The 26,851-nt window shown below is 42.2% G+C and carries 25 protein-coding genes and 1 pseudogene; 14 read left to right on the forward strand and 12 right to left on the reverse strand.

Going from position 1 to position 26,851, the window contains the following annotated elements:
• Positions 1-130: 130 nt before the first annotated feature.
• On the forward strand, positions 131-376 hold the full coding sequence (locus VF675_RS01625) for a DUF2789 domain-containing protein (protein WP_167845753.1): 246 nt from the start codon (positions 131-133) through the stop codon (positions 374-376).
• Between the two features lie 148 nt (positions 377-524).
• Here VF675_RS01625 and VF675_RS01630 read toward each other — a convergent pair whose 3' ends face one another.
• Both VF675_RS01630 and VF675_RS01635 read right to left on the reverse strand, forming a co-directional pair.
• On the reverse strand, positions 525-1,385 hold the full coding sequence (locus tag VF675_RS01630; protein WP_167845754.1) for a LysR family transcriptional regulator: 861 nt from the start codon (positions 1,383-1,385) through the stop codon (positions 525-527).
• 235 nt (positions 1,386-1,620) lie between these two features.
• Positions 1,621-1,857 (reverse strand): DUF2061 domain-containing protein, encoded by a 237-nt coding sequence (locus VF675_RS01635; protein ID WP_167845755.1) that lies wholly within the window; start codon positions 1,855-1,857, stop codon positions 1,621-1,623.
• Between the two features lie 327 nt (positions 1,858-2,184).
• Here VF675_RS01635 and leuC point away from each other — a divergent pair, with 327 nt between their 5' ends.
• The 4 genes from leuC to leuB all read left to right on the forward strand — a co-directional run bounded on the left by leuC (position 2,185) and on the right by leuB (position 6,166).
• Positions 2,185-3,633 (forward strand): 3-isopropylmalate dehydratase large subunit, encoded by a 1,449-nt coding sequence (leuC, locus tag VF675_RS01640; protein ID WP_004976092.1) that lies wholly within the window; start codon positions 2,185-2,187, stop codon positions 3,631-3,633.
• 97 nt (positions 3,634-3,730) lie between these two features.
• On the forward strand, positions 3,731-4,381 hold the full coding sequence (gene leuD / locus VF675_RS01645; protein ID WP_004976094.1) for a 3-isopropylmalate dehydratase small subunit: 651 nt from the start codon (positions 3,731-3,733) through the stop codon (positions 4,379-4,381).
• A 102-nt stretch (positions 4,382-4,483) separates the two neighbouring features.
• Positions 4,484-5,047 (forward strand): hypothetical protein, encoded by a 564-nt coding sequence (locus tag VF675_RS01650; protein WP_440204649.1) that lies wholly within the window; start codon positions 4,484-4,486, stop codon positions 5,045-5,047.
• Positions 5,048-5,086: 39 nt separating this feature from the next.
• Entirely contained in the window at positions 5,087-6,166 is a 1,080-nt protein-coding gene (leuB, locus tag VF675_RS01655) for a 3-isopropylmalate dehydrogenase (protein WP_004976098.1), read from the forward strand.
• Positions 6,167-6,280: 114 nt separating this feature from the next.
• On the opposite strand, the gene VF675_RS01660 is transcribed toward leuB, so the two are convergent.
• Positions 6,281-6,688, reverse strand: coding sequence for a hypothetical protein (locus VF675_RS01660; protein ID WP_004976100.1), 408 nt, complete (start codon positions 6,686-6,688; stop codon positions 6,281-6,283).
• A gap of 158 nt (positions 6,689-6,846) precedes the next feature.
• Complete coding sequence (gene infA, locus VF675_RS01665) at positions 6,847-7,068, reverse strand: translation initiation factor IF-1 (protein WP_001284370.1); 222 nt, start codon at positions 7,066-7,068, stop codon at positions 6,847-6,849.
• 230 nt (positions 7,069-7,298) lie between these two features.
• Here infA and VF675_RS01670 point away from each other — a divergent pair, with 230 nt between their 5' ends.
• Positions 7,299-8,306 carry an AraC family transcriptional regulator gene (locus tag VF675_RS01670; RefSeq protein WP_004976104.1) on the forward strand — a complete coding sequence of 336 codons (1,008 nt, stop codon included), beginning with the start codon at positions 7,299-7,301 and terminating at the stop codon, positions 8,304-8,306.
• Positions 8,307-8,434: 128 nt separating this feature from the next.
• Here VF675_RS01670 and truA read toward each other — a convergent pair whose 3' ends face one another.
• From truA to asd, 5 genes are all read right to left on the reverse strand, one after another.
• Positions 8,435-9,232 (reverse strand): tRNA pseudouridine(38-40) synthase TruA, encoded by a 798-nt coding sequence (gene truA, locus VF675_RS01675; RefSeq protein WP_440204650.1) that lies wholly within the window; start codon positions 9,230-9,232, stop codon positions 8,435-8,437.
• 12 nt (positions 9,233-9,244) lie between these two features.
• Complete coding sequence (locus VF675_RS01680; RefSeq protein WP_004976109.1) at positions 9,245-10,225, reverse strand: asparaginase; 981 nt, start codon at positions 10,223-10,225, stop codon at positions 9,245-9,247.
• Between the two features lie 46 nt (positions 10,226-10,271).
• Positions 10,272-11,621 carry a fimbrial protein FimV gene (locus tag VF675_RS01685; protein WP_278518463.1) on the reverse strand — a complete coding sequence of 450 codons (1,350 nt, stop codon included), beginning with the start codon at positions 11,619-11,621 and terminating at the stop codon, positions 10,272-10,274.
• A gap of 66 nt (positions 11,622-11,687) precedes the next feature.
• Positions 11,688-13,106: a type IV pilus assembly protein FimV gene (locus VF675_RS01690; RefSeq protein ID WP_440204651.1), complete on the reverse strand. Its 1,419-nt coding sequence runs from the start codon at positions 13,104-13,106 to the stop codon at positions 11,688-11,690.
• Between the two features lie 169 nt (positions 13,107-13,275).
• Entirely contained in the window at positions 13,276-14,394 is a 1,119-nt protein-coding gene (gene asd, locus VF675_RS01695) for an aspartate-semialdehyde dehydrogenase (RefSeq protein WP_104853023.1), read from the reverse strand.
• Positions 14,395-14,583: 189 nt separating this feature from the next.
• Here asd and VF675_RS01700 point away from each other — a divergent pair, with 189 nt between their 5' ends.
• Positions 14,584-15,711, forward strand: a complete 1,128-nt coding sequence (locus tag VF675_RS01700) for an endonuclease/exonuclease/phosphatase family protein (RefSeq protein WP_104853024.1) — start codon at positions 14,584-14,586, stop codon at positions 15,709-15,711.
• 337 nt (positions 15,712-16,048) lie between these two features.
• Here VF675_RS01700 and VF675_RS01705 read toward each other — a convergent pair whose 3' ends face one another.
• The 3 genes from VF675_RS01705 to VF675_RS01715 all read right to left on the reverse strand — a co-directional run bounded on the left by VF675_RS01705 (position 16,049) and on the right by VF675_RS01715 (position 20,170).
• The gene (locus tag VF675_RS01705) at positions 16,049-17,161 is read right to left on the reverse strand and encodes a glycosyltransferase (protein ID WP_440204652.1); all 1,113 of its coding nucleotides are present in this window, start codon (positions 17,159-17,161) and stop codon (positions 16,049-16,051) included.
• 24 nt (positions 17,162-17,185) lie between these two features.
• The gene (locus tag VF675_RS01710) at positions 17,186-18,121 is read right to left on the reverse strand and encodes an LpxL/LpxP family acyltransferase (protein WP_104853025.1); all 936 of its coding nucleotides are present in this window, start codon (positions 18,119-18,121) and stop codon (positions 17,186-17,188) included.
• A 141-nt stretch (positions 18,122-18,262) separates the two neighbouring features.
• Entirely contained in the window at positions 18,263-20,170 is a 1,908-nt protein-coding gene (locus VF675_RS01715; RefSeq protein ID WP_440204653.1) for an ATP-binding cassette domain-containing protein, read from the reverse strand.
• 35 nt (positions 20,171-20,205) lie between these two features.
• Between VF675_RS01715 and VF675_RS01720 the strand changes: the two genes are divergently transcribed.
• The 7 genes and pseudogenes from VF675_RS01720 (at position 20,206) to VF675_RS01750 (ending at position 26,727) form a co-directional block, all read left to right on the forward strand.
• On the forward strand, positions 20,206-20,448 hold the full coding sequence (locus VF675_RS01720) for a SlyX family protein (protein WP_004976120.1): 243 nt from the start codon (positions 20,206-20,208) through the stop codon (positions 20,446-20,448).
• Between the two features lie 127 nt (positions 20,449-20,575).
• Positions 20,576-21,541, forward strand: a complete 966-nt coding sequence (locus tag VF675_RS01725; RefSeq protein WP_104853027.1) for a hypothetical protein — start codon at positions 20,576-20,578, stop codon at positions 21,539-21,541.
• A gap of 261 nt (positions 21,542-21,802) precedes the next feature.
• Positions 21,803-22,252: an ammonium transporter gene (locus tag VF675_RS01730; RefSeq protein WP_440204654.1), complete on the forward strand. Its 450-nt coding sequence runs from the start codon at positions 21,803-21,805 to the stop codon at positions 22,250-22,252.
• Positions 22,253-22,286: 34 nt separating this feature from the next.
• Positions 22,287-24,926 (forward strand): type I DNA topoisomerase, encoded by a 2,640-nt coding sequence (gene topA / locus VF675_RS01735; RefSeq protein WP_440204655.1) that lies wholly within the window; start codon positions 22,287-22,289, stop codon positions 24,924-24,926.
• 87 nt (positions 24,927-25,013) lie between these two features.
• A pseudogene (locus VF675_RS01740) lies at positions 25,014-25,727 on the forward strand (NYN domain-containing protein); the annotation flags it as partial.
• Between the two features lie 24 nt (positions 25,728-25,751).
• Positions 25,752-25,958: an OST-HTH/LOTUS domain-containing protein gene (locus tag VF675_RS01745; protein WP_338150046.1), complete on the forward strand. Its 207-nt coding sequence runs from the start codon at positions 25,752-25,754 to the stop codon at positions 25,956-25,958.
• Between the two features lie 13 nt (positions 25,959-25,971).
• The gene (locus VF675_RS01750) at positions 25,972-26,727 is read left to right on the forward strand and encodes a hypothetical protein (RefSeq protein ID WP_004976133.1); all 756 of its coding nucleotides are present in this window, start codon (positions 25,972-25,974) and stop codon (positions 26,725-26,727) included.
• The last annotated feature ends 124 nt before the right edge of the window (positions 26,728-26,851 follow it).

The raw sequence follows: 26,851 nt of genomic DNA on the forward strand, positions 1-26,851 counted from the left end.
CTGTATCAGGTGTGACTAGTCGCTTGTTTCTGTTTTGTTTTTATTTGCTGCAATGTTGGATTATGTCATTCATTTTTAGAATAGGCATGCTAAGGTAAGGCAAGTATTAAAAAACAGCAGGAGTGAAAAAATGAGCGGTGTACGCCCAAGAATGACACATTTATTTGAACAATTAGGTTTAGATGCCAGTGAAGAAGCGATTCAGCAATTTATTGTGACACATCAACTGAGCGCAGAAACCAATATTGCCGATGCTGATTTTTGGACAGACGCACAACGTCAGTTTATTGTTGAAAAAATAAAATCGGATGGTTCATGGGCGATTGTGGTGGATCAATTGAATGAATCTTTACATGAAGATTCGGTCAATCGTTAAGATGTAGACCACGCAGCATTTTGAAATGCTGATAAAAATAGCCCTCAAGTGATGAATCACTTGAGGGCATTTTATTGAGTCTAGAAAAGTAAGTTTATAGATAAAAAATTTTGAGTCTTCATTGCTTATATAGCTTCATTCGTGATGCTTAATGCTTCATCATCTCAATCAATTCTAAAACTGCACGTGATTGTGTCCGCCCAGGGTGCCATACCATACCGAGTTGACGGTTCATTTCTAAATCAATATCTAACTGTTGCAAGTCCTGATTGACCAAAGTTTTGGGTAGAACAGACCAACCCAAACCAATAGACACCAACATCCGAATTGATTCTAATGGGTTGTTGCTCATGGTGACTTTAGGTTTTACCCCTTGCTTTTCAAACTCTGCCAAGGTGATTTGACTGGTATAGGTTTGCGCAGCGGGCAATAAACTTGGGTAGCTAAGTAAGTCGGACAATTGCAAGTTTTTTTGACCTGCTAGAGGATGAAATGGCGCCACGACAAAGACCAAAGGGTCATTCCAAATGGTGACATAAGCCAAGCGTTCATCCAGTTTAGGTGGAAGGGTTAGAAAAGCCAGTTCTAAATCTCCAGCCAAAACCTGCTCATGTGCCTGTTCAGAATCGACAAAATGCACATCGAGTGTGACATTGGGAAATTCCTGTACGTATTCTCGTAAATGATTGGGTAAATGGTGCAAGCCAATATGGTGACTGGTGCCAATTTTCAGTTTGCCTTGAACTTGCCCTTGTTCATGGCTGAGGGTGTGATGAATATCACCCAGCTCATTCAGCCAGTTTTTAACTTTAGGTAACAATGAATGTGCCGCATGTGTAGCCTGTACGCCACGTCCTGCCGATTCAAACAGTTTTACACCAAAATAATCTTCCAAACTGTGAATGCGTTTGGTCACTGCCGGCTGGGTAATAAACAGTTGATCTGCGGCCAAAGAAATAGAGCCCGTTTCCATGACTTTTACAAAAGCTTCGAAGGCTGCAAGATTCATCTGAACTACCTATAAGTATTTTTTATCACTGTGTTTATTATTTAGAAAAAATTAGAATTAATCAAAACAAATTCTACATATTTTGAAACTGTAGGCAGAAACATCCTCAAAGGAGTAGGTTTAAAAAGGGTATAAAAAAGATCATCGTCGCTTGCGCTACGATGATCTAAGAGGAAGAAATAGAACAGCAGTATTCACTTGAGAAGAGGATAACTAGAGCATAACGATATGTTAACTAGGCGATAATATTGGTCTCTTCAGCTTGTGTTTTCTTTTCCCAAATACGTTCGTGAATGAAATAAGCCACCGCTTGAACCGTTGGTTCGACCAAACTTAAGGTAATAGCCATCCAAATATTACCCGTGACCACATAACCAACCACCATTGCCACGGTGATGTGCATAATGTAGTAGCTCAAGGTCTTTTTGAACATGCGTTGATTGTTAGCAACAAATTTTTGAATATGACTCATGTGAATACTCCTGTGCTGCTTTGACATTTCTCTGTGTGATAGCTAAAGGATAATTATTCTTATTTAATTTGTAAAAACGAATATTTTTGTGTTTTTGATTGGGAAATTAGATTTTAGTTTTAGCTAATTTATTTAGATGAAACGATGCTGATTGAACTCAATCTGAAAACAAAACAGGTTGAACCAATAAAAAATATTTTGCTTCGAGATAAATATTAATTCCCAAAAGTTTTTAAATTAATAAAAATGATAAATTAGATTTATACAAATTCGCGGTTATAATCAAATTAATGAAAAAATTACCCAGTCCAGTGGAGTAGATCTGACATGGCAGGCGAAAACCAACAAGCACAAAATCCAGCTGCAAAAACTTTGTACGACAAATTGTGGGATGATCACTTGGTCACTCAACGTGATGATGGCTCGGCTTTATTGTATATCGACCGTCATTTATTGCATGAAGTGACTTCTCCACAAGCCTTTGAAGGTTTGCAACTTGCAGGACGTAAGCCGTGGCGTTTAAGTGCCAACGTGGCAACGCCTGACCATAACGTACCAACGTCTAAGAAAGAACGTGCAGACGGTATTGCAGGTATTGAAGATGATACCTCACGTATTCAGGTACAAACTTTAGATGACAACTGTAAAACCTTTAACGTGGTGCAGTTTGACATCAACGACATCCGTCAGGGGATTGCGCACGTGGTTGGGCCTGAGCAGGGCTTAACTTTGCCAGGTATGACCGTAGTGTGTGGTGACTCACATACAGCGACTCACGGTGCATTTGGGTGTTTAGCGCATGGTATTGGGACGTCTGAAGTTGAACACGTATTAGCAACCCAATGCTTAGTTCAAAAGAAAATGAAAAACATGCTAGTGCGTGTAGATGGCAAATTAGGTCAAGGTGTTACACCGAAAGATGTCGTTTTAGCGATCATTGGTAAAATTGGTACTGCAGGCGGTACAGGTCACGCGATTGAGTTTGGTGGTCAAGTATTCCGTGATATGTCGATTGAAGGACGTATGACAGTATGTAATATGGCGATTGAAGCAGGCGCGCGCGTAGGTATGGTCGCTGTGGATGACAAAACCATTGAATACGTGAAAGGTCGTAACTATGCACCAAAAGGCGAGCAATGGGATGCAGCAGTTGCTTACTGGAATACTTTACACTCAGATGAAGGCGCGCACTTTGACACCGTAGTGGTATTACAAGGCGAAGAAATTGAGCCGCAAGTGTCTTGGGGAACTTCACCTGAAATGGTCATTCCAGTATCACAAGCCGTACCAACTTTAGAGCAGGCGAAAGATGATGTACAGCGCAATGACTGGACGCGTGCTTATCAATATATGGGCTTAACTGCAGGTCAGTCTTTGGCAGATATTCAATTAGACCGCGTATTTATTGGCTCATGCACCAACTCGCGTATTGAAGATATTCGTGCAGCCGCTGAAGTGATTAAAGGTCGTAAAGTTGCAGCAAGTATTAAACAGGCGATGGTGGTTCCAGGTTCTGGTTTAGTGAAGCAACAAGCGGAACAAGAAGGCTTAGACAAAGTGTTTGTAGAAGCAGGCTTTGAATGGCGTGAACCAGGTTGTTCAATGTGCTTGGCAATGAACGCAGACAAATTGCAACCGGGTGAACACTGTGCATCGACTTCAAACCGTAACTTTGAAGGTCGTCAAGGTAACGGTGGTCGTACCCATTTGGTGAGTCCAGCAATGGCAGCTGCGGCAGCAATCGCAGGTCATTTTGTAGACGTACGTTCATTCTAAGTTATGCCTTCATCCCAGCCTTCTCTCAGAGAGATGGCGTTCCCTCTCGCTATAGCAGAGGGCAAGGGAGAGGTTACGGATTCAGTGAGAATTAAACATGAAAAAATATACCGTTGAACAAGGTATCGTTGCACCATTAGACCGTGCCAATGTCGATACAGACTTAATCATTCCAAAACAGTTTTTGAAATCTATCAAACGTACAGGTTTTGGCGATAACTTATTTGATGAATTGCGTTATTTAGATGAAGGTTATCCGGGTCAGGACAACTCAAAACGTCCGATTAATACTGAGTTTGTATTGAATCAGCCGCGTTATCAGGGTGCTTCAATCTTAATTTCACGTGCCAACTTTGGTTGTGGTTCAAGCCGTGAGCACGCACCTTGGGCATTGAATGAATATGGTTTCCGTACCGTTATTGCACCAAGCTTTGCCGATATTTTCTTCAATAACTGCTTTAAAAACGGCATGTTGCCTGTGATCTTGTCTGAAGAGCAGGTCGAGCAATTATTTAAAGAGTGTGCGGCGACTGAAGGCTATCAATTAACCATCGACTTAGACGCGCAAGAAGTACGCACACCAAGCGGTACGGCATTTAAATTTGAAGTAGATCCATTCCGTAAGCACTGTTTATTGAATGGTTTGGATGATATTGGCTTAACATTACAAGCAGCCGATGACATTCGTGCTTATGAAGAGAAAACTAAGCAGTCGCGTCCATGGGTTTTTGCCGAAATTCAGGCATAAATTCGCTGAAATTTGTCATAGCATCGCTGCCTAACTCTTGCTAACATCGGCACATAATAATTTTTATATTTTGTATCTAACAGGTGAGGTTGGGCGCGAACAATGACTAAAATTTTCGGTCGGCTTGCTGTCATTGGATTATGTATCTCCACGCTAAGCGCATGCCAAACGTGGAATACAGCACGCATTAAACAGGTGAAAGAAACTGAACAAAGCAAATCCAATGCACTGATTTACTGTGCGGGTACAGATGATTGTGAGTTTGAGCGTTTAAATACGGTCACAATTGTCGATGCAGAAAAACATCGTGTTACACGTGCTGCCATTCAGGAGGGTTTAGTGCGTTTACAGGAATCATCCTTAAATAAATCCAATGCCTTGTATTTATCTGTACCGCCTAAACAACATGAATTGGTGATTCGCTTTTATCCCATTTCTAAAGATCGTGCAGAAAAACTGCATGTAATTCATAAGTTTAATGCCAAGCAAAAATATACCTTTAGAATGTATCGTGATCGAAGTCGTACTAAAGGCAGCTTATTAAATGTGTCTGCGCCAGATCCTTTATGTGTAGATTTGGTGCAAAACAGCAAAACCATTCGACGTTTTTGCAAACCCTACAATGTCTTAAATGGCTTGGGTGAGTTTGTAGAACAAAAAATTTAATCCCACAGTCTTTGACTGTCATGAACAATGGAAACTCTCATGTCAAAACATATTTTGATTTTAGCTGGTGACGGCATTGGTCCAGAAATTGTGAAAGCTGCTGAACAAGTGCTGACACGTGTCAATGAAAAATTCAATTTGGGTTTGACTTGGGAACAAGGTTTATTGGGTGGTTCTGCAATTGATGCACATGGCGAACCGTACCCAGCAGTGACATCTGAGCAAGCGAAAAAAGCCGATGCAATTTTATTGGGTGCAGTTGGTGGTCCAAAATGGGACAACATTGAGCGCTCAATCCGTCCAGAGCGTGGTTTGTTAAAATTGCGTTCAGAACTCAATTTATTTGCGAACTTACGTCCTGCAATTTTGTATCCACAATTGGCAGATGCTTCAAGCTTAAAACCTGAAATTGTATCGGGCTTAGATATCTTAATCGTGCGTGAATTGACGGGTGGTATCTATTTCGGTCAGCCACGTGGTATTCGTGAATTAGAAAACGGTGAAAAACAAGGTTTTAACACCGACGTATATGCTGAGTCAGAAATCAAACGCATTGCAAAAGTAGCGTTTGAAATGGCGAAATTGCGTGGTGGTAAAGTATGTTCGGTAGATAAAGCCAACGTACTGGAAGTGACTGAATTGTGGAAGCAAACTGTGACTCAGTTACATGCAGAGCAGTACCCAGAAATCAACTTGTCGCACATGTATGTCGATAACGCAGCGATGCAATTGGTACGCGCGCCAAAACAATTTGACGTATTGGTGACAGGTAACTTGTTTGGTGACATCTTGTCTGATGAAGCGGCGATGTTGACAGGTTCTATTGGTATGTTGCCATCTGCATCTTTAGACGAAAATGGCAAAGGTATGTATGAGCCTTGCCATGGTTCAGCGCCAGATATCGCAGGTCAAAACTTGGCAAACCCATTGGCAACCATTCTTTCTGTGGCAATGATGTTACGTTACACCTTCCGCGAAGAAGCGGCAGCAAAAGCCATTGAAGATGCAGTAGGCAATGTATTAGATCAAGGTTTACGTACTGCCGATATTATGTCTGAAGGCATGAATAAAGTTGGTACTGTTGAAATGGGTCAAGCAGTCGTTACGGCACTCAACTAAAAATTTAAGCGATTTAACCTATCGCTTACAGCTCAAAATCAAATCATTAAACGCAGTCTTCGGGCTGCGTTTTTTTATTGGTTTTGTACTTTCAGAGTGTTTTAGCTAGGAGACTTAACAGCGTTGTCCCGAAACATACACTGCGGTAGCAATACCCTGCTGTAGGCGAAAATACAAATCACAAGTCAGTGCAACATCGTAACTTTCATGACTCGGGATACCGATATTTAACGGAACAGCACCAATACCTGTAGTGGGATGCTGCGCCATAGGGATCGGAACACGTACAGGACGAATGATACGGTAATGTAGCAATTGAGGGGTAGCTTGAGCTGTACCAAGCTGTTGATAGCCAATTTGGCTTAATTGCAAATGGGTCAGGATATATTGGCTAGATTGACCAATAAATTGCTGTAAATACGCATCGCGGTTTAAAGTGGAATGCGGTGGATTACTACTACACGCCACTAAACTGAGCGCAAAAAGACCTGTTATACAAGCAACGCAGGATCGAAATAACATGCTTTTTCTCCCTTGCTCAAAACTTTATTGTAGAAGGCAATGCAAGAAAAGAATGTGGTGATTCGATAAGCGGCGGGGACGAATTAAAGGCTAAACAGAATTTTTTTAAGTGAACGTAAAAAAGCCACTCCGAAAGTGGCTTTAGCTTACTCTAAAACTTAGCGTGCGCGGTAAGTGATGCGACCCTTGGTTAAGTCGTAAGGGGTCATTTCAACTTTCACACTGTCGCCTGTTAAAATACGAATATAGTGTTTACGCATTTTACCAGAAATGTGAGCAATCACTTCATGACCGTTTTCTAAACGTACACGAAACATAGTATTAGGAAGCGTTTCGGTGACAACGCCTTCGAACTCGATGAGTTCCTCTTTATTGGCCATAGCCTACCTGAGTATCAAATTGGAAAGGCGCAAATTATAGGCAATTTTTCTGAAAAAAACAAGATGCTTTACCCTATACACAGCGCATCTGTTAGTAAAATAAGCGAATCATCGGTTTATACTTTTTCTGTAAAAATGGGCTTGGGTAGGTTGTCAGTTCGGTCAATCGCAGTTAATCTAATTTCAATCTTTTTAAGTATAAATGAAGTACATACAAGGAAGGTTTTTGCGTGGGTCAGCTAACTGATGCATCGGTTGTATTGCGTTTAGGCTACCAAGCGATTCGTCGTGCGGGGTTGCCAACCGAAGATATTTTAACAAAAGCAGGTGTGGCCTTAAATCAGGTCGAAGCCAATGAGCGTACGCCTTTAAATGCACAATATGCGTTTTGGGTTGCGGCTGAGGAAGTCAGTAAAGACCCTGATATTGGTTTACATCTGGGGGAGCATTTGCCACTTTATCGCGGGCAAGTGATTGAACATTTGTTTATTTCTTCAGAAAACTTTGGTGAAGGCCTAAAACGTGCTTTGGCTTATCAACGCCTGATTAGTGATGCTTTTGATGCCAAATTGGTGGTGGAAGATGGACGCTGCTATTTAACCAATGGCGTGCAGCCGTGGTCAGAAAATATCGTCAATCGTCATTTTTCTGAATGCGCCATGTCGGGTGTTTTACGCTTCTTTAAATTCATTACCGAAGGTCGTTTTCAGCCTATTTATATTGACTTTAACTTTAGTGATGGTGCTGCAGATGATGAATATTTCCGTGTCTTTGAATGTCCTGTGAGTTTGGGGCAGAAAGAAACGCGTTTGTATTTTGATCCGAGTATTTTGGATTATCCACTATGGCAGGCAGAACCTGAGTTATTGCAATTACACGAACAGTTGGCATTGGAAAAGCTGCAGGAGCTGGCGCGTTATGACTTGGTTGGTGAAGTACGCCGTGCCATTGGTTCAACTTTAGAAAGCGGTGAAACGACATTGGAAACAGTAGCGGCGCAATTGAATATCACGCCACGCCGTTTGCGTACCCAATTGAGCGAAGCCAATACCAGTTTTCAGCAAATTCTGTCCGATTATCGATGTCGTTTGGCTAAACGATTATTATCGAATACCAATGAAAGCGTGGAGCGGATTGTGTACTTAACGGGTTTTTCAGAGCCAAGTACGTTCTATCGTGCCTTTAAACGCTGGACCAATGAAACCCCAGTGGAATATAGAAAGCGCAAGCAGCGTTAAGTTTGAAAATTTAAAACCTTTCCTAAACAGAATCCCCCTAAATCCCCCTTTTTCAAAGGGGGACTTTCGTTTTAAAGCCTCGAAATGGAGCTCCTCTCTTTGGAAAAGGGAGGTCGGAAGGGATTAAATTATTCCGGCATATTTAACCAATGTGGCCCTAAGGGAACTTTCGGTAAATCAAACTGTTCAGGATAGTGTGCCTGAATAAAATACAAGCCATCGGGTGGGGCGGTAATTCCTGCTGCTTTACGGTCTTGAGCTGCAAAAATTTGGTCAATATGCGCAATGTCATATAAACCTTGTCCAATCTCCAATAGACAACCCATGATATTGCGAACCATGTGATGCAAAAAACCATCGGCTTGAATATCTAACACTAAATAATTGCCGTGACGAATTAAGCGGCAATGGCTGACACGACGGACAGGCTGATTGGACTGACACGCTGCGGCACGAAAGCTTTCAAAATTATGTGTCCCTTCAAATTTCTGCGCAGCCGCAATCATTTTATCGACATCTAAGGGATAATAAGCGTGAGTGACTTGTTTGTGCAGCAAGGCAGGGCGTTGTGGATTGTTATACACGACATAGCGATAACGCCGTGCCTGAGCCTTAAAACGAGCATGGAAGTCCATATCCATCGTTTTAATCCATTGAATTGCAATGTCTTTGGGTAGTTGGCTGTTGGCACCCATCAACCAACCGCGTTCAGGGCGAATGGCATGCGTATCAAAATGTGCCACCATATTGGTTGCATGCACGCCTGCATCGGTACGTCCTGCACCATGTAAAATAATGGGTTCATCGGCAATTTTGCTCAGAACTTTTTCAATGGTTTCCTGCACACTAGGTACGCCTGCTTGCTGGGTTTGCCAACCCCGATACCGAATGCCACAAAACTCAATTCCGATTGCAAAACGCTGCATAATCACCTCAAATCACACTGAAGACTGCCAATGCGCATACCACTGTGCAAGGCTGTCGTATTGTAAATACATTTTTAAGGCTTTGGCATAAAGATCTGCGTGACTTTGGCAATCACTGATTAAAATTTTACTGTCCTGTAACCACTGGCTGATCGCATAGCGTTGTTGCATGCCACCAAAAGTGACTTGGGTGGTGAGAATCACGGCACATTGTTGAGCTTGTAAGGCCTGAATTAACTCAATCACTTCGGCATTGACGGCCATATTGCCTGTACCATAACTCTGTAAAATGAGGCAGTGTGGTGGCTGTTGCTGTAAGGCTTTTAAATTATCGACCAAAGCGGAAATGGCAATTGGCTGTAACATCCAGTTCAGGCAGTTAAAGTGCTGGGCTTTTTCAATATGTTGAGTGCTAATGTTGAATGCTGGCTCATTCTGCGATTTGTTCTCCGTGTAAACCAAAGCAGACTGACCTGTAAATGCATTTAACTCGGTGGTGTGTTGTTTCAGTGCCGTTGCGGCATGAATCAGTTGCTGATGGAAGGCCAGATATACTCCCTGAGTCACTTGATGAATCTGTTGTAAAGCAAAATTTAGGTTGTCCAAGGCATCACTAAATTCACGGGTATCTGTGCCTTGTGCATTGAGTAAGGGATATTGGCTACCCGTGAGAATGACATGGGTACTTTGCGCTAAAAAACGTGCCAAGACTGCGCTGGCATAGCTGAGGGTGTCGGTGCCATGTAAAATAACGAAATGTTGAAAATCATCGTGTTGTAATTTTTGAATATATTGAATGAGCTGTAACCAGTCTGCGGCTGTGCAGGCACTACTGTCTTTAATGACAGGGGCAACAAAGCATTCAATCTCTAAATTTAGGGGTAAGACCTGTGCCAAGCGTGGCAGAAATTGCTCCGCAGGCATTGGGCTTAGTGGTTCACCGACACAGCCAAAAGTGCCGCCCATATAGATTAACGCAATTTTTTTCATCATAAAAAAAGCAGCCAAGAATGACTGCTTTATCTTAATCTGATTTGAATTAAGAAGCGATTTGATTCAGTAACTGATCGGCACGTTGGCGTTGTTCAGCAGAATAATTTGCGCCTTGTTCGCTAAGTAAAGCTTTCGCAGCATCATAAGCGCCCAACTCTACATATTGGCTCGCTAAGTCTAAGTTCAACTGAATTTCATCCACTTGAGATAAGTCTGGGAATGATTTCACCAATGGATCATTCAGATCAACATCTGTGCTGACAACGGTTGCAGCAGGTTCAAGTGCAATACTTGGTGCAGCAATGATTTCTGGTTCAGTTGTAGGTTGAAGATTGGTTTCCGCAGCAGGCGTATTGTCAAATGTGAAATTAAAATCAGGTGTTGCAGGTTCAGTTTTTGCTTCAACAGTCGCAGGGGTTTCTGTTGTTGAAAAGTCAAAGTCTAAACTTGGGGCTTCAGTTGTAGCAGGTGCATTTGCTGGTGTTTCAGATGCTACTATTTCAGTTTTATTCGGTTCTAAATCAAAAGAAAACTCAAGCGGTTGGGCTGCTTCTGTAGCACTTGTACTTGGCTCAGGAGTAATTGCGGGTGTTTCAGTTTTCTCTGTTGCTGGTGCAGTATCTACAGAAAAATTAAAGTCTAAAGCAGCAGGTTCTGCTTTTACTTCAGGCTCAGCTGCTTTTTCTACAGGTGCAGCAGCAGGGCTGAAATTTAACGATGAGGTATCAAATTCTAAAGCTGCTTCAGGTGCTGCTGTTTTATTTGAAGTTAGTTCGTGCTGTAACTGGTCAAAAGAAGAGCTATCAGAAGAGATATCATCTTTTGATTGTATGAGGGCATCAAAATCAGCAGTTGATTTTTGTTCAACAGGAGCCGATTCTAAATCCGCTGGAGTCGTTGGTTGAAAATCAATCCCATCAATTGCTTTGTTGTTTTGCTCATCAAATACTTGTTTTTGAGCTTCTGCTTGAACCAAAATATCATCAAGGCCCAAAGCGCGTATATGATTGAGTAATTGATCAATCGCAAACTCATCTTTTTGCTGTAAATGAATGTCGAGCAAGAATAAATACAGACCGTGTAAAGAATTATCACGTTTTAAGGCCTGGTTGATCTGTGCTTCCGCAGCAAAGAAATTGCGTTCCTTAATCAGATTTTCAATATTTGTCTGAATTTTAACAGGTACAGGGGTAGAGTGTTGTGGAGTTGGAACAACCTCTTCAACCACCACCGATTTCTGGGCAACTTTTTTGGTAGTTGTGGTTTTCTTGCCACTGGTTTTGGCTGGCGCTGCTGTTTTCTTGTTGCTTGGTTCGGCTTCTTTACTTGCTTCACGCTTTTTCAAGAAAATTGCGATCACCAGTAATAAAATAAACGGAATCACATAAATCAGCATGTTTATACCCCTTGAGGATGTGGTCCCTGTTTGACCTTATCCCAAAAAAATCATTGTGTGTAACATTTAGTGTTTTGGCTTATTTGCGGCTTGTTGTTTTTGCAATTGTTGTTGCAGTTCAGCAAGGCGCGCGTTGAGTAATTGAATTCTGTGATCCTTCTGACGTAATGCCAATTCTAATTCTGTTACGTTTCTCTGTAATTTAACGGTTTTCTCACGGGATGTCATAACTTTTAATGACAAGTCACCCGAAGTTTGTGTGGATTGTGTGTTCTTCTTGGCAGAACCGTGGGTGGAGTCCTGTTGATTCTCTGCCACGAGGCTCATTTCTGCTTGATTTAAACGATATTTGGCTTTGCCTGATTGTGGTGCACTGGCCGTTTCTGGTTTTGGAATTGCGGCTTTTTTCTCTGTTTTAGAGTTAGCTTGTGCATGTAAATTTAAGGTCGCACCACGACGCAAACGATTGGCATCGCCTTGAATAAAAGCATGCTCATTATTGGCTTTAATTTGCTGCATCACTTCAGCAACAGGGCGGTTATTTTCACCCGCAATGCGTGAGGCAATTGCCCATAATGATTCATTCGATTGCACCACGTGTTGGGTATTGACTGCAGGCATGGCTGTGGCAGGGCTTGGTTTAGCCTGTGCAGCCGCTGTTTGTGCAGGCTTTTTCACGGCAGCAGCAGGCTGAGTTTGTGCCAGTTGCTTCGTGCGTTGCTGTTCAGCAAATTTTTGTACCAATGGATCAGCCGATTGTTGTGCAGTGACTGACGTAGTCGCTGTAGATGCTGTCGGTGTTGGGTTGTTATTTGTTTTTGCTGGCGCTGCTTTTGGAGCAGCAACAGTCGTATTTTCACTCGCTGCGCTACGGCTTGGCGCAGTTTGAATCACTGTTACTGCTTGATGGTTTAACGCAGGCGGTGTATTGCGTTTAATGGTTAGCGGTGCTTCAAAAGCCTGTTGTTCAATTGCTTTGGGTGTTTCAACCTGATAGGCCGTACTTACAGGTAAATTTAAAGCAATATCTTGCTCATTGACAATCATAACAGGCATTAAAGCTTGTTCATTACTGCGTTGCATAGCGGCCAATGGCGCAGGTGCACTGCGTTTTAATGGTGTACGAATATGTTGCAGGCGAGTTGCATTACCTTCTTTAATTTTGACCACAATATTCAACTCAGACTCGGTTAGAGGTCGAGATGAGGTAATGGTGATAACCCCTGTACCATTGCTGTTACGACGTGTAAAAAAGTTAAGATGACCAGGCGGACGGTGACTCGCACCAATCGACATCAGATCTTCTGCCGTAGCTAAACTGACATCAATCGCTTCATTCACATTCGATTGACGAAAGTTGATTTCGGCATAGAGCAATTCCCCAGTTGTTGACTGAATTTGAATCGGGTCAACATTCATTGCATACATTTGCTGTGAAGCCAAAATAGATAAAATGGCGATCTTTAATTTGTTATATACAGTCATCTTAATTGTTAGCTCGGTCATTTATCGCAAGGCGAAAAGGATAGAGTAGCGAGTTGTATGTCGATTGTAAAATATTAACACGTTGATTACATAAAAAAGCCAGTCAAATTTGACTGGCTTGTTGAGTTTGATCACAGAATCCAAAATGATTCAGTGCTCAAGACGAGGCTTAAGCATTTTTGTAATCAATTAAGATGCGTAACATGCGACGTAATGGCTCTGCTGCACCCCAAAGTAATTGGTCACCTACAGTGAATGCACCAAGGTACTCTTTACCCATGTTCATTTTGCGTAAACGACCAACAGGTACTGTTAAAGTCCCTGTAACTGCAACTGGGGTAAGATCGGTCATTGATGCTTCGCGTGTATTTGGTACCACTTTTGCCCATTGGCTTGATTGACGAATCATATCTTCAATTTCGTTCAATGGAACGTCTTTTTTCAGCTTCAATGTGATTGCCTGAGAGTGACAACGCATTGCACCAATACGTACACAGTGACCATCAATAGGAACAATCTGCTGATTGCCTAAAATCTTGTTGGTTTCAACCTGACCTTTCCATTCTTCTTTTGACTGACCGCTTTCAAGCTGTTTGTCGATATATGGAATGAGAGAACCCGCTAAAGGCACACCAAAGTTTGCCGATGGGAAACCTTCGCCGCGTTGTAATTCGGCAATTTTAGAGTCGATGTCTAAAATTGGTGAACGTGGGTCATCCAACAAGTCTTTGGTGTTGTTATACAAGTAGCCCATGCCTGTGATCAGCTCACGCATGTTTTGCGCACCTGCACCAGAAGCTGCTTGATAGGTCATTGAAGTTGCCCATTCCACCAAATTGTTTTGGAATAATGAACCCAAGCCCATCAACATGAGTGAAACAGTACAGTTACCGCCCACAAATGTTTTGGTGCCATTCACCAAGCCATCTTTAATGACATTCATGTTGACTGGATCAAGTACGATAATCGCTTCATCATCCATACGCAGGGTAGATGCAGCATCAATCCAGTAACCATTCCAACCTTCAGCTTTAAGCTTCGGGAAAACGGCAGAAGTGTAATCACCACCTTGACAGGTAATAATGACATCCATTTGCTTCAGACTTTCAATATCTGTTGCATCCATAAGTGCTGGGGCAGTCTTACCACCAAACGCTGGTGCTTCACCGCCAGCATTACTGGTAGAGAAATAGAATGGCTCAAAATGAGCAAAATCATTTTCTTGAACCATACGTTGCATAAGGACGGAACCCACCATCCCGCGCCAACCGACCAGACCTACTTTCATGTCACTTTGCCTCGGTGCGTTAAAAAACAATAAAGGAATATAAGTCTATCAAAAGGGGACGCAACTGCAAGCATTACATGAACAAAACATGAGTATTATTGAGTGAAATCTCTTGTTTGTGTTACATACAAAATTGATAACTTTGGTTTTCATGTAAAAACGACAAAAAATACAAAAGAGTAAAGCAAGATGATTTGGGTAGAAGGGCTTGCAATATTAGTCATTTGGTTAAGTTTTTGGTCACTGATTCCGCGTGATGAATGGTGGATTCGGGGCGCAGATTTTCCACGTTTACAGATCTTGGTTTTGGGCATCATTGCCTTTGTTTTGCTACTGATTTGGGAGCAGACGTGGGATGTGTCTAGCCAAGTGATTTTAATTGGGCTGATTGCAGCTTTGGCTTATCAGTTAAAAATGGTCTTGCCCTACACCTTGCTGTGGAAAAAACAGGTCAAACAAGTTCGTCCAGAACAGCTAAATCCTGAAAAACAAATTTCATTAATCGTGTCCAATGTTCTGACACCAAATCAAAAATATCATCTTTTAATTGAACATATTCAAGCCTTAAAACCAGATTTGGTGTTGACCCTAGAATCTGATTTGGCTTGGCAGAAAGCCTTGTCTGTGATTGAAGCCGATTATCCTTATCGGGTCGCTGCACCTTTAGATAATTTATATGGCATGCATTTGTATAGCCGTTTGCCATTAAAAGACAGTGAGATCAAATTTATTCTCAGCGATGAAATTCCATCCATTCATACCAGTGTGATTTTGCCTTCGGGGCAGCCTGTACAGTTGTATTGTTTGCATCCTAAACCACCAAGTCCTACCGAAGCCAAAGATTCAGTTTTAAGAGATGCCGAATTGTTGATTGTAGGAGATCAAATCAAAGATTTAGATGAAAGCTGTATCGTAATGGGTGATTTAAACGATGTGGCGTGGTCGCGGACTACGCGCTTGTTTCAAAGAATCAGTGGCTTGCTCGACCCGCGCGTAGGGCGGCACTATATCAATACCTTTCATGCCGATTATCCTTTACTGCGTTGGTCATTAGACCATGTATTTCATAGTACAGATTTTGCATTGGTAGATATGCAGCGTTTAGCACATATTGGTTCAGATCATTTTCCTGTGTATGTGGTATTGCAAACTGGGCGGGTGTTTGATCGAATTCAGGAAGAACTGCCGCAAACCGATGCCGATGAGCAGGAAGCACAACAGGCGATTCAGGATGGGATTGAAAAAGCAGAGCAAGAAGAAAAACTGGTGACCGATGAAATTGCACAACCGTATAAAGCACAGGATAAATCGGTTTAGAAATTAAACGAAAAGTGTACGAAATGGCTTACACGGATTTAGGCACATGACGCATGGTTTATTCTGACTGATCTGGTTAAGATTAATTCATCAGCACAAGGACTCGGGAACGGAATATCCCATTAAGGAAGACGACGCTGAGGGATAAACATCAAGGATATGATGTAGGTAAGGAACGCCATACAATAAAATAACAATAAGTTTTGAAAGCACAACCTCATGAGCCCGAGTTTTACAGGATGTAGAACTCGGGCGATGATTTTTTAGGGCTTATTTTTTCATTCTCATTGTTTTTAAACAAATTAAATTTCAATCAGCTCGATTCAGTTTTAAGGCTTTAGGTGTGTTTTGACTGCAAAACTTGCTGATATAAATCTAAGGTTTGATGACACATATCTGCCAAGCTGAACAATTCAACAGGGGTGACACTGTGCGGTATTTCCAGATGCAATTGCACTGCATTGAATAAAGCCACTTGGTCATCTGCTGCGATGAGCCCTTGCGGATACAGTTGTGACAAAATTTCAGCCACACCACCACGGTTCCAGCCAATCACAGGTGTTCCTACAGATAAAGCCTCAAGTGCAGTGCGTCCAAAGGTTTCCGCCTGATTGGAAAGTGAAAGTACAATATCGCTAAACGCAAGCCACTCGCGAATGTCAGAACGGTGTCCAACAAAGGTTATCGCTTCGGTCAGATGTTTATCCCGAATATTGCGTTCCAGTTCCTGTAAATAAGCTGCTTTTTTAACATCTGCACCGCCTACAACAACAGCATGAATCTGTGGATACTGGGTTTTTAATTTCGCAATTAGATCAATCAATGTTTCATGACCTTTTAAGCGGGTGATACGTCCCGGCAAACAAATTAAAAACTTATGTTCAAGTTCTGGGAAATCTTGATAGGTTTGTTGCATCCATTGTGCCGAAGGTTGATACCCGTGCGGAAATGCAGCAGGGTCAATTCCACGATAAATACGGACAATATCTTCAGGTGGACAGTTTTGATAATGATCACGAATGTATTTGACTACACTGTCAGAAACTGCGATCACTTTTTCCGCTTGGGTCATAATTTGGCTGTAACGGTTAACTGAATAAAAACCATGTACAGTTGAAATTAAGTGTGGACGTTTTTCGGCTGGAATACCTTTTAGGGAAAAATGAGTTAGCCATGCAGGTACGCGGGAACGTACATGCACAATATCAGGTTGATGTTGCATAATCAGTTGGCGTAAAGGACGGATTTGCCACAAGCTTGATAATGATTTTTTGTGGATGGCTAACTTTAAATGAGTGGAACCTTCAGCTTCGAGTTGGTTAACCATCCGTCCGCCATTCGACACCACCAATGACGTATGTCCTTGAGCGACCAAGGCTCGGGCGATTTCGAGCGTACCGCGTTCTACACCGCCACTGTTTAATTCGGGTAATAACTGCATGACTTTCATGAATCTTTCCTTCTGCCGTACAGATTAGTAAATACTGTCATAACCTTCGGGGCGGCTCTTAAACCGACGATGAAACCACATATATTGGGTAGGAGCGATCCGTAATTGCTGCTCAATAATGAAATTGGTGCGCGTTGCATCTGCAACTTCATCTGCGCTTGGGAAATCCAGCAGTTCAGGTTCAATCAAGACTTTATATTGAGGGTTGGAAAGCTCACCTGTACGGTAAAAATATAACGGAATTGCTGCGGCTTTGGTCATTTTAAGTAAACGACGATGCGCTGTAACTGTCGCAGCAGGCACGCCAAAAAATGGCGCCATAACACCTTGTTTTAAACCAAAGTCCTGATCTGGGCTATACCAAATGGCACGACCATTTTTTAAGTGGCGGATTAAACCACGCATGTCATCGTGGTCAATTTGATGACCGTAAATGGTGGCGCGACAACGGTAAATCAGCATGTCCAGTAAGGGATTGTTTTGTGGACGATAGACCACATCGGGGTCAAAATATTGTGCACAGACATAGCCACCTGCATCTAGCAGAGTAGAATGTGTGCCTAACAATAAAACCCCGCGACCATCTGCTTGGGCTTGCTGAATATGTTCTAAACCTTCAACCTGAGTGCGTCCTTTAAACCACTGTGGACAGTACCATGCATTTAAGGTTTCAAATACGCCCAGCATTTGATCAACAAAGACTTGGCGAGCATTTTCATGTACTTCAGCCTCGCTCCATTCAGGAAAACACACTTCCAAATTGCGTAACGTAGTTACGCGACGTGACTTCATGCTGTTAAAGGCAAGATTGCCTAAAAGCTGCGCCAAACGATACTGAATCGCCCACGGCAAAATGGCTAAAATCATCAGGCAGACAATGCCAATCCAGATGCCCCAATATTTTGGCAACAGGAAAGACCATTGAAATTCGCCTGGTTGATATTCAGTGTGTTGACTCATAATGACCGTGTAAAGTGTTGTATCGTTGCAGTTTAGCACGAACCGATTTTAAAATTTAAAAGCATCCGTCCAATGGGAAAGATGCTTAAAACGGTTTTGCGAAGTCTTTCAGGACAAGCGTAGACGAAGTGTCAATAGACCCTAGTTACCATTCGCCAAGTTTTCCAGTTCGTCCCAACGCTCCAGTTTTTCCAGCAGTTCTTCATCAATTTCAGCCAAACGCTGTGAGGCTTTGGTGGCTGCATTGGCATCTGTTACAAACCAAGAACCATCCGCCAGTTTTTCAGCCAATTCGGTTTGTTCCTGTTCCAGTGCTTCAATTTCACCTGGCAACTGCTCTAAAGCACGTTGATCTTTGTAGCTCAATTTTACTTTTTTAGCCGTTGGTGCTGCTGCAGCCGCTTCGGCTTTGGCAACGGCTTTTTTAACATCACTTTTTTGATCAACCACAGTTTGGTCTGGGCGTTGCTGCAAATAGTCCTGATAGCCGCCAATATATTCATCAATATTGCCTTTGCCATCAAATACCCAAGTTGAAGTCACCACGTTGTCCATAAAGGCACGGTCGTGTGAAATCAGCAATAAGGTGCCTTTATAGTCGCTGAGCATTTCCTCAAGCAATTCTAAAGTGACCATATCCAAGTCGTTGGTCGGCTCATCCATCACTATCAGGTTAGATGGTTTGAGTAATAATTTTGCCAGTAAAATACGGTTGCGTTCACCGCCAGACAAGGCTTTAACAGGCGTGCGCGCACGTTCTGGTGAGAATAAAAAGTCTTGTAAATAACTATAGATATGACGACGTTGTCCGTTCACATCAACAAAATCTGAACCTTCAGACACGTTATCTTTGACCGACTTTTCCAAATCCAAGACGTTACGCAATTGGTCAAAATAGGCAATTTCCAGTTGTGTTCCTGTTTTGACAGAGCCGCCATGCTCAATTTCACCTAAAATGGCTTTAATCAGAGTGGTTTTACCGACACCGTTATCACCAACTAAACCAATACGGTCGCCACGTAATACCAATGTTGAAAATTCTTTGATAATTGGAGCTTGATTGCCAAAGGCCACTTGTAAATGTTCAATATCAAAGACCAGTTTACCTGAGCGATTGGCTTCCTGCGCTGCCATATTGACTTTGCCTTGTTGGAAGCGACGCGCTTTGGACTCTTCACGTAAGGCTTTTAAGGCACGCACACGTCCTTCGTTACGTGTACGACGTGCTTTAATGCCTTGACGAATCCATGCTTCTTCTTCGGCCAGTTTTTTATCAAACAGCGCATTTTGTTTTTCTTCAGCTTCAAGTTGCTGCGCTTTTAAATCTAAATAACGCGAATAGTTGCCTTCGTAGCTGCGTAATACACCACGATCTAACTCGACAATGCGGGTGGCGATACTATCGACAAAAGCACGGTCATGCGAAATAAACAGTAGAGTTAAATTATTTTGATCGAGTAAAAATTTTTCTAGCCATTCAATACTTTCCACATCTAAGTGGTTGGTCGGCTCATCTAGCAACAATACGTCAGGTTGGGTGAGTAGGGCACGTGCCAACAACACACGACGTTTACGTCCACCCGATAAATCGGCCAAGTCGGCATTTGGATCAAGTCCCATTTTACTTAAAATGGCACTGACCTTATTTTCCAGTGCCCAGCCATCTAGCTGATCTAGCTTGTGTTGCAAGTTCCCCATACGGTCACAGGCATCCATATCGCCCAATACACAGGCATCACTGGCTTCGTGATAGGCTTTTAATACTGCAGCAGCTTCGCCTGCACCATCAGCAACAATATCGGCGACTTTGCCTGAATCCATGGGCACATCTTGCGCCAACATGGCAATGGTGATGCCATTTTGAATAGACACTTCACCTGCATCGGGCAGTAAACTTCCTTCAATCAGTTTAAGTAGAGTAGACTTACCTTCTCCATTACGGCCAATCAAACACACTCGTTCGCCACGTTCTAGGTTAAAATTCGCGCCGTCGAGCAAGGCAGGTCCACCAAATGCAAGTTGGACATCCCTTAAAGTAATATAGGCCATAGTGTTTCCTAAAAAATCTCAAATGAGGATTTGAAATGACTAAACAAAGTATAGATGATCAGGCGTCATTTTCCGCACCCATTGAAGATTTGCAAGTGCGAATTGCATTTTTGGACGATTTAGTTGAGCAATTGAATGAACAAGTGGTTCATCAAAGTCTGGAAATTGCTGATTTAAAGAAACAAATGCAGTTGTTATATCAGCGGGTAGAGTCGGCAGATTTGTCGGATGGGATTGCACCATTTGACCCGATGACCAATCGCCCACCACACTATTAATCAATCGTACTTAATCAACGGTATTGGTTTCCGTGCTGATTTTAATTTGACCTTTGCTGTACTTCCCGCTGTAATGCTCGGCTGCTGTGCCTGAATCTTTTAAACCCTATTGTGTCCGCTAAAGTTTATGTCCTTTAAAGTTGTGTTACTTGACCTTGAAAACAACCAGCCTACCGCGACTTTGTTGCGAGAAATTATTGAGCATCATCCGAGTGTGTATCTGTTTAATTGTGCAGGAAAATTTGAATATAACTTGCAGGATTTAACTGAGTTGGCTGGCTGGATCAGTACCGGTCAGCTTATGATTTTAGACAGCCCGCGCGCAGAGTTTAAAGAGTTTGAATATGCGGTGGTGGTGGGGCAACTGATGGCACTGCTAGAGCCAGAAACACAAGTTGAAGTGATTTCTGCGGCTGATAGTATTCAGATTTTAATGGAAATGTTGCAAGCATCTGAAATTGCCTGTCACCTGATTCATATTCAGCCTGAAATGCAGTCTGGGAAAAGCAAAAATCGTTTACCAAGCCCAATGGCAATTCGCAACAAACCTGAATTGCTGTTGGTAAAAAAGTATTGTGATGCGTTGGCAAAAATGTCAGGCAAGCCAACTAACGTAGAGGCTTTAAAAAACTCGATTGCCAATATTTTGCAACTTGAGGCCGACAAAGTGCAGCATGTGGTTGGTATGTTGATGAACCTGAAAATTGTAAAGCGGGTGGATGAGCAAATTAGCTTTCGTAAAAAAGTACTGAAGCAGTGGGTTCAACTTGACTTGGATGCTGTGGAAGAATCTACGCAAGAGGCGACAGTCACTTCTACAATCGTGGCGCAAACTGAAGCCGCAGAGGTACATCCTCAGCACAGTTTATTTAAAAACTTTAGCCAAATTGACCCTGTGCAATGGGAAGTTGCCAAAAAGTTACGTGAGCTAAAAGGTGAAAAACCGAAAGATATTTATGAATTGCGTGATTTACTAGAGCGGTTGTTTCCAAAGTCTGATATTCGTTTATTGCTCAAAGAACTGATTGAAAAAGGCTATATTTATTGGAATGGACATGAAGTGCTATATAGTCATGAGATGTTTTTAAGCTAAGTTTTAGAATTTTTCGATTAATGGCATGAGTCGATTTAAAACCCATCTGCAAGATAGTTTTTTATCGATACGACTGATTTAAGTCATCATTTATCAACCATTTAAAGTTTTGAAAATGATGCCTTTTCACGTAAGACGATTTTAAGCTGTTTGTAGGCAGATAGACTAAAACACTTGAAATAAATAAATCACAGCTTATTTTAATCTTGCGTTTTATATTGTGCTTATGCAACTCTAATATAAGAATAGAAAGGTTGTACTATGGAAAATACTGGAATTTGGGTTGCCGTTGCCATCATTATATTTGTGATGGGCTCTATTTTTGGTCTGCGTGTCAGCCCAAGAGAAAAAGCTTTAGGATTGATGCGTGAAAAAGCCCGAAAAATGGGACTACACTCTCGTTTGGTGGTTGCACCTGATTGGACAAAAATTCCGAAAGCTACGGAATCACGTGCCAGTATGGTGGCGTATTACAGCGTACTCATTGCCGATGCACGTCTACCATTAATGCGTGCTTTGGTGAAAGATCAAAAGCTAGAGCTGCTACATGGTGATGATAAATTCCAAGACTTACCCATTGCATTAAAGGGTATTTATGCTATTGATATGCAGGCAAACTGTGTAGGAATCTATTGGGATGAAGAAGCCGATCTTCGCGCAACTCAATTAGATGAGATGAAAGCCTTTTTACATAGCTTGGCTGAACGTTAATTTTTAAACCATTAAATAGGAAATACGGTTACTTATGGCGAACGCTCCTCGGTCCACATCCAAAAGCACTGCAGCCAAATCTGAAGCTGGTCACAAACGTGCCTTAGTGATTGTGGAGTCGCCTGCAAAAGCGAAAACAATCAATAAATATCTTGGTTCGGACTACATTGTGAAGTCTTCGGTCGGTCACGTGCGTGATTTGCCAACCAGTGGTGGCGCAAAAACCACAGAAAAGAAAACCACCACCCGAACCAAACTGACCGAGGCTCAGAAAGCTGAAAAAGCTCAACAAGCATTAGTCAACCGTATGGGGGTTGATCCTGAACATGACTGGAAAGCACACTATGAAGTGCTGCCAGGCAAAGAAAATGTAGTCGCTGAATTAAAAAAACTGGCATCGCAGGTCGATGAAGTCTATCTCGCAACGGACTTGGACCGTGAAGGGGAAGCGATTGCGTGGCACTTAAAAGAAGTCATTGGTGGAGATGACTCACGTTATCAACGTGTGGTGTTTAACGAAATTACCAAAAATGCGATTCAAGAAGCCTTTAAGCATCCTGCGCGTTTAGATACCAACAAAGTCAATGCCCAACAGGCACGTCGTTTCTTAGATCGCGTGGTGGGTTTTATGATTTCGCCACTGCTCTGGGAAAAAATTGCCCGTGGTTTATCGGCAGGACGAGTGCAGTCAGTTGCGGTGAAGCTGGTTGTGGAGCGCGAGCGTGAAATTCGCGCCTTTGTACCCGAAGAATATTGGCAAGTCTTTGCAGATACTAAATCTGAAAAAGATGACATTCGTCTAGAAGCGGTTAAGCAAGCGGGTAAAACCCTCAAGTTACGCAACAAAGCTGAAACCGATGCTTTACTGAACTTGATTAAAGATGCGCAATACACCGTATCTGCACGTGAAGATAAGCCGACCAAAGTCAACCCAAGTGCGCCGTATATCACGTCAACGCTGCAACAGGCTGCGAGTACCCGTCTTGGTTTTTCAGTCAAGAAAACCATGATGCTAGCACAGCGTTTGTATGAGGCAGGTTTTATCACCTATATGCGTACAGACTCGACCTTCCTGAGTGATGACGCGGTCAATATGGTGCGTACGCATATTGAAGCGGAGTTTGGTCAAAAATATCTGCCTGCTAAACCAAATCGTTATGGCAATAAAGCAGGCGCACAAGAAGCGCACGAAGCGATTCGTCCATCTAATGTTGCGCTTAAAGGCGACAGTTTGGTGGGTGTAGAGCGCGATGCACAGCGTTTATATGATCTGATTTGGCGTCAGTTCGTCGCTTGCCAAATGACACCAGCCGAATATTTATCATCGACCATTTTGGTTGATGCCAATGGTGTCGAGTTAAAAGCCAAAGGTCGTACGCTAGTTTTTGATGGCTTTACCAAAGTGCGTGGGCAAAACAAATCGGATGATGATGTGTTACTGCCTGCAGTTAAAGTCGGTGAAATTCTTAAATTAGAGAAGCTTGATCCATCACAACACTTTACCAAACCGCCTGCGCGTTTTACCGAAGCCTCTTTGGTGAAAGAGCTTGAGAAAAAAGGTATTGGACGTCCATCGACCTATGCTGCGATTATTTCGACCATTCAAGACCGTGGTTATGTCAGACTAGAAAACCGTCGTCTTTATGCCGAAAAAATGGGCGAGATTGTTACAGACCGCCTGGATGAAAGTTTTAATAATCTGATGAACTACGACTTTACAGCAGACTTGGAAGGTCAGCTAGATAAGGTTGCAGATGGTGAACGTGACTGGAAAGACTTACTCAACAGTTTTTATGGTGACTTCAAACAGCGTTTGACCAATGCACAGGGCGAACAAGGCATGCGCCGTAATCTCCCTGTAGAAGTTGATGCCGTGCATTGTAAAGAATGTTCACGTCCAATGCAGATTCGTACAGGTACAACAGGGGTTTTCTTGGGATGTTCAGGCTATAACTTGCCACCAAAAGAACGTTGCAAGGGAACTTTGAACCTGACTCCTGTCGAGTCGCTTGCCGCATTGTCGGATGATGATGCCGCTGAAACTGCAGATTTGATGTCTAAAAAACGCTGCCCAATTTGCGAAACGGCTATGGATAGTTACGTGATTGATGGTGGTCGTAAACTGCATATTTGCGGGAATAACCCAGACTGTGCAGGTTTCGAGCTAGAAGAAGGCGAGTTCAAAATTAAAGGCTATGATGGCCCAACCATTCCGTGCGACAAGTGTGATGGCGAAATGCAGTTGAAAACAGGTCGCTTTGGCCCTTATTTTGCCTGCACCAGTTGTGAAAACACACGTAAAGTACTCAAGAATGGTCAGCCTGCGCCACCGCGTGTTGATCCAATTAAAATGGAACATTTACGCTCAACCAAACACGATGATTTCTTTGTGTTGCGTGATGGTGCAGCAGGCTTGTTTTTGGCAGCCAGTAAGTTCCCGAAAGTACGTGAAACCCGTGCGCCGAAAGTCGCGGAATTGCGTACTGTTGCAGAACAGCTTGATCCAAAATATCAATTTATTTTGCAAGCACCTGATGCAGACCCAGAGGGTAATCCAACATTAGTGAAATTCAGCCGTAAGAATCAAGCGCAATATATTGGTTCGGAAACGCCTGAAGGCAAACAAACCAAATGGTCATTGGTTTACCAAGATGGTAAATGGGTTGAGGCTTAATCACCCAAAATAAAAATGCTGGCTTCGGTCAGCATTTTTTTAAATCATATAATTTGAAATGTGAAAAATAAAAAACAGAGAGGTTTTGTGAATCTTAATCCAAAGAAAATAGCAGTATTAATTGATGCTGATAATACATCCATGGTGAATGTTGAAGTTGTATTAGAAGAGATCGCCAAATCAGGTATAGCAAGTGTCAAACGAGTTTATGGTGATTGGAGCAACCCAACACTAAAGGGCTGGTATGAAATATCACTTAAATGTGGCATGACACCTGTACAACAATATGCTTATACGGTTTCAAAAAATGCGACTGATATTGCAATGGTTATTGATGCTATGGAGCTATTGTATTCGGGAATATTTGATGGTTTCTGCTTAGTTTCTAGTGATAGTGACTTTACTCCCCTTGCTTTGAAAATTCGAGAGAAAGGGCTTTTTGTTCATGGTTTTGGTAAGGGTACAACACCAATATCTTTTGTAAACGCTTGTGATCGTTTCATTGATGTGAAAAACCTCACCAATGGTGAAACTGTAGATTTAAAAGAAAATACAAATGAGCAGGTGACACAAGGTCAAATTACAATTGATAAGGATGTGCTTGCACTAATTTTAAAAACAATACGTGATAAAGCTGATGATCATGGTTGGGCAAACCTTTTGGTTGTTCATCAATACATTAATGTTGTTAAGCCTGATTTTGATTCGAGAAATTATAAAAGAGCTACATTTTCAGGCTTAATTAAATCGTTAGAATTATTTGAAATTAAAGAAGTTAGAAGTCAATTGTTGGTAAGAAAAAGAACTTTTAAGACCATTATCAAATTGACGCAAGAAGCTTTGAAACAGGTATCACATGCAAATAACTGGGTAAGTATTGCTTCAGTAGTTGATGCGATCAAGCGCTTGGATCCAGAGCTCGATATTGTTCCTTACGGATTCTCTTCTCTTGAGGAAGCAGTTTTAGCAATTGCGGGTGGCTGGGTCGAGTTTAAAGATAATAAGATTAAACTTGGTAAAGTGATTGCCTAAAGATATTTAAAGTATGTGGAAAAAAATCCGAATTTTATGCTTATTGCTGGTTTTACTGGTTGTTGCAGTCAATGCATGGCGTGATCAGAATCAAGACTGGAATAAGCCCATCATCGTATTGTTACATCCAATCAATGCCGATGGACGATCAAATACCCAAAACTATATCAATACGTTAAATATCAATAATTTAAATTCTGCTCAAGACTATCTAAAACAAGCTTCTTTGCAGTATCGTGGGCAACCCATTGCGCTTTATTTCAAACAGGGGCGAGAATTAAAGGAGTTGCCACCAAAAGTGCCTGAGCAGGCATCACTACTTAATACTGTACTTTGGAGTTTAAAGTTCCGTTTTTACGCTTGGCAGCAACGACAAAGCAGTGATGGTACGGCAACCGTGACGCTGTACCTGAATTATTATGATCCGAGTCAAACTCAAATTTTGAAACATTCCACCGCTTTGCAAAAAGGTAAAATTGGCTCGGTGAATTTATTTGCTTCTGCTGCACACAGTGAGCGCAATACCATGGTGATGGTGCATGAATTACTGCATACCTTTGGTGCCACAGATAAATATGATTTGAGCACAGGTCAACCGATTTATCCGATTGGTTATGCAGACCCAAATCAGCAACCATTGTACCCACAACGACAGGCTGAACTGATGGCGGGTTATGTGCCACTTTCGCAAAGCAAAAGTAAAATGCCTGAATCTCTACAACAGACACGTATTAACGAAATTACTGCCATAGAATTGGGCTGGAAATAATGTGGATAAGCATGTACTTATCCACATCTCTACAATAGAGCTTGTGTAAAAGTATGTGTTTAGGCATGAACCGAGCCATTTATATTCATGGGTTTATTCCTAAACCGATCTGTTAAACTATTCA

This window comes from Acinetobacter sp. Lyrl_1 (genome assembly GCF_051948795.1).
GTDB lineage: Bacteria > Pseudomonadota > Gammaproteobacteria > Pseudomonadales > Moraxellaceae > Acinetobacter > Acinetobacter towneri.

What these genes read in the sequence shown, in the direction of transcription:
- VF675_RS01625 (WP_167845753.1), top strand. Translation starts at nt 131, where the DNA reads ATGAGCGGTGTACGCCCAAGAATGACACATTTATTTGAACAATTAGGT.
- VF675_RS01630 (WP_167845754.1), bottom strand. Translation starts at nt 1,385, where the DNA reads ATGAATCTTGCAGCCTTCGAAGCTTTTGTAAAAGTCATGGAAACGGGC.
- VF675_RS01635 (WP_167845755.1), bottom strand. Translation starts at nt 1,857, where the DNA reads ATGAGTCATATTCAAAAATTTGTTGCTAACAATCAACGCATGTTCAAA.
- leuC (WP_004976092.1), top strand. Translation starts at nt 2,185, where the DNA reads ATGGCAGGCGAAAACCAACAAGCACAAAATCCAGCTGCAAAAACTTTG.
- leuD (WP_004976094.1), top strand. Translation starts at nt 3,731, where the DNA reads ATGAAAAAATATACCGTTGAACAAGGTATCGTTGCACCATTAGACCGT.
- VF675_RS01650 (WP_440204649.1), top strand. Translation starts at nt 4,484, where the DNA reads ATGACTAAAATTTTCGGTCGGCTTGCTGTCATTGGATTATGTATCTCC.
- leuB (WP_004976098.1), top strand. Translation starts at nt 5,087, where the DNA reads ATGTCAAAACATATTTTGATTTTAGCTGGTGACGGCATTGGTCCAGAA.
- VF675_RS01660 (WP_004976100.1), bottom strand. Translation starts at nt 6,688, where the DNA reads ATGTTATTTCGATCCTGCGTTGCTTGTATAACAGGTCTTTTTGCGCTC.
- infA (WP_001284370.1), bottom strand. Translation starts at nt 7,068, where the DNA reads ATGGCCAATAAAGAGGAACTCATCGAGTTCGAAGGCGTTGTCACCGAA.
- truA (WP_440204650.1), bottom strand. Translation starts at nt 9,232, where the DNA reads ATGCAGCGTTTTGCAATCGGAATTGAGTTTTGTGGCATTCGGTATCGG.
- VF675_RS01680 (WP_004976109.1), bottom strand. Translation starts at nt 10,225, where the DNA reads ATGATGAAAAAAATTGCGTTAATCTATATGGGCGGCACTTTTGGCTGT.
- VF675_RS01685 (WP_278518463.1), bottom strand. Translation starts at nt 11,621, where the DNA reads ATGCTGATTTATGTGATTCCGTTTATTTTATTACTGGTGATCGCAATT.
- VF675_RS01690 (WP_440204651.1), bottom strand. Translation starts at nt 13,106, where the DNA reads ATGACTGTATATAACAAATTAAAGATCGCCATTTTATCTATTTTGGCT.
- asd (WP_104853023.1), bottom strand. Translation starts at nt 14,394, where the DNA reads ATGAAAGTAGGTCTGGTCGGTTGGCGCGGGATGGTGGGTTCCGTCCTT.
- VF675_RS01700 (WP_104853024.1), top strand. Translation starts at nt 14,584, where the DNA reads ATGATTTGGGTAGAAGGGCTTGCAATATTAGTCATTTGGTTAAGTTTT.
- VF675_RS01705 (WP_440204652.1), bottom strand. Translation starts at nt 17,161, where the DNA reads ATGAAAGTCATGCAGTTATTACCCGAATTAAACAGTGGCGGTGTAGAA.
- VF675_RS01710 (WP_104853025.1), bottom strand. Translation starts at nt 18,121, where the DNA reads ATGAGTCAACACACTGAATATCAACCAGGCGAATTTCAATGGTCTTTC.
- VF675_RS01715 (WP_440204653.1), bottom strand. Translation starts at nt 20,170, where the DNA reads ATGGCCTATATTACTTTAAGGGATGTCCAACTTGCATTTGGTGGACCT.
- VF675_RS01720 (WP_004976120.1), top strand. Translation starts at nt 20,206, where the DNA reads ATGACTAAACAAAGTATAGATGATCAGGCGTCATTTTCCGCACCCATT.
- VF675_RS01725 (WP_104853027.1), top strand. Translation starts at nt 20,576, where the DNA reads ATGTCCTTTAAAGTTGTGTTACTTGACCTTGAAAACAACCAGCCTACC.
- VF675_RS01730 (WP_440204654.1), top strand. Translation starts at nt 21,803, where the DNA reads ATGGAAAATACTGGAATTTGGGTTGCCGTTGCCATCATTATATTTGTG.
- topA (WP_440204655.1), top strand. Translation starts at nt 22,287, where the DNA reads ATGGCGAACGCTCCTCGGTCCACATCCAAAAGCACTGCAGCCAAATCT.
- VF675_RS01750 (WP_004976133.1), top strand. Translation starts at nt 25,972, where the DNA reads ATGTGGAAAAAAATCCGAATTTTATGCTTATTGCTGGTTTTACTGGTT.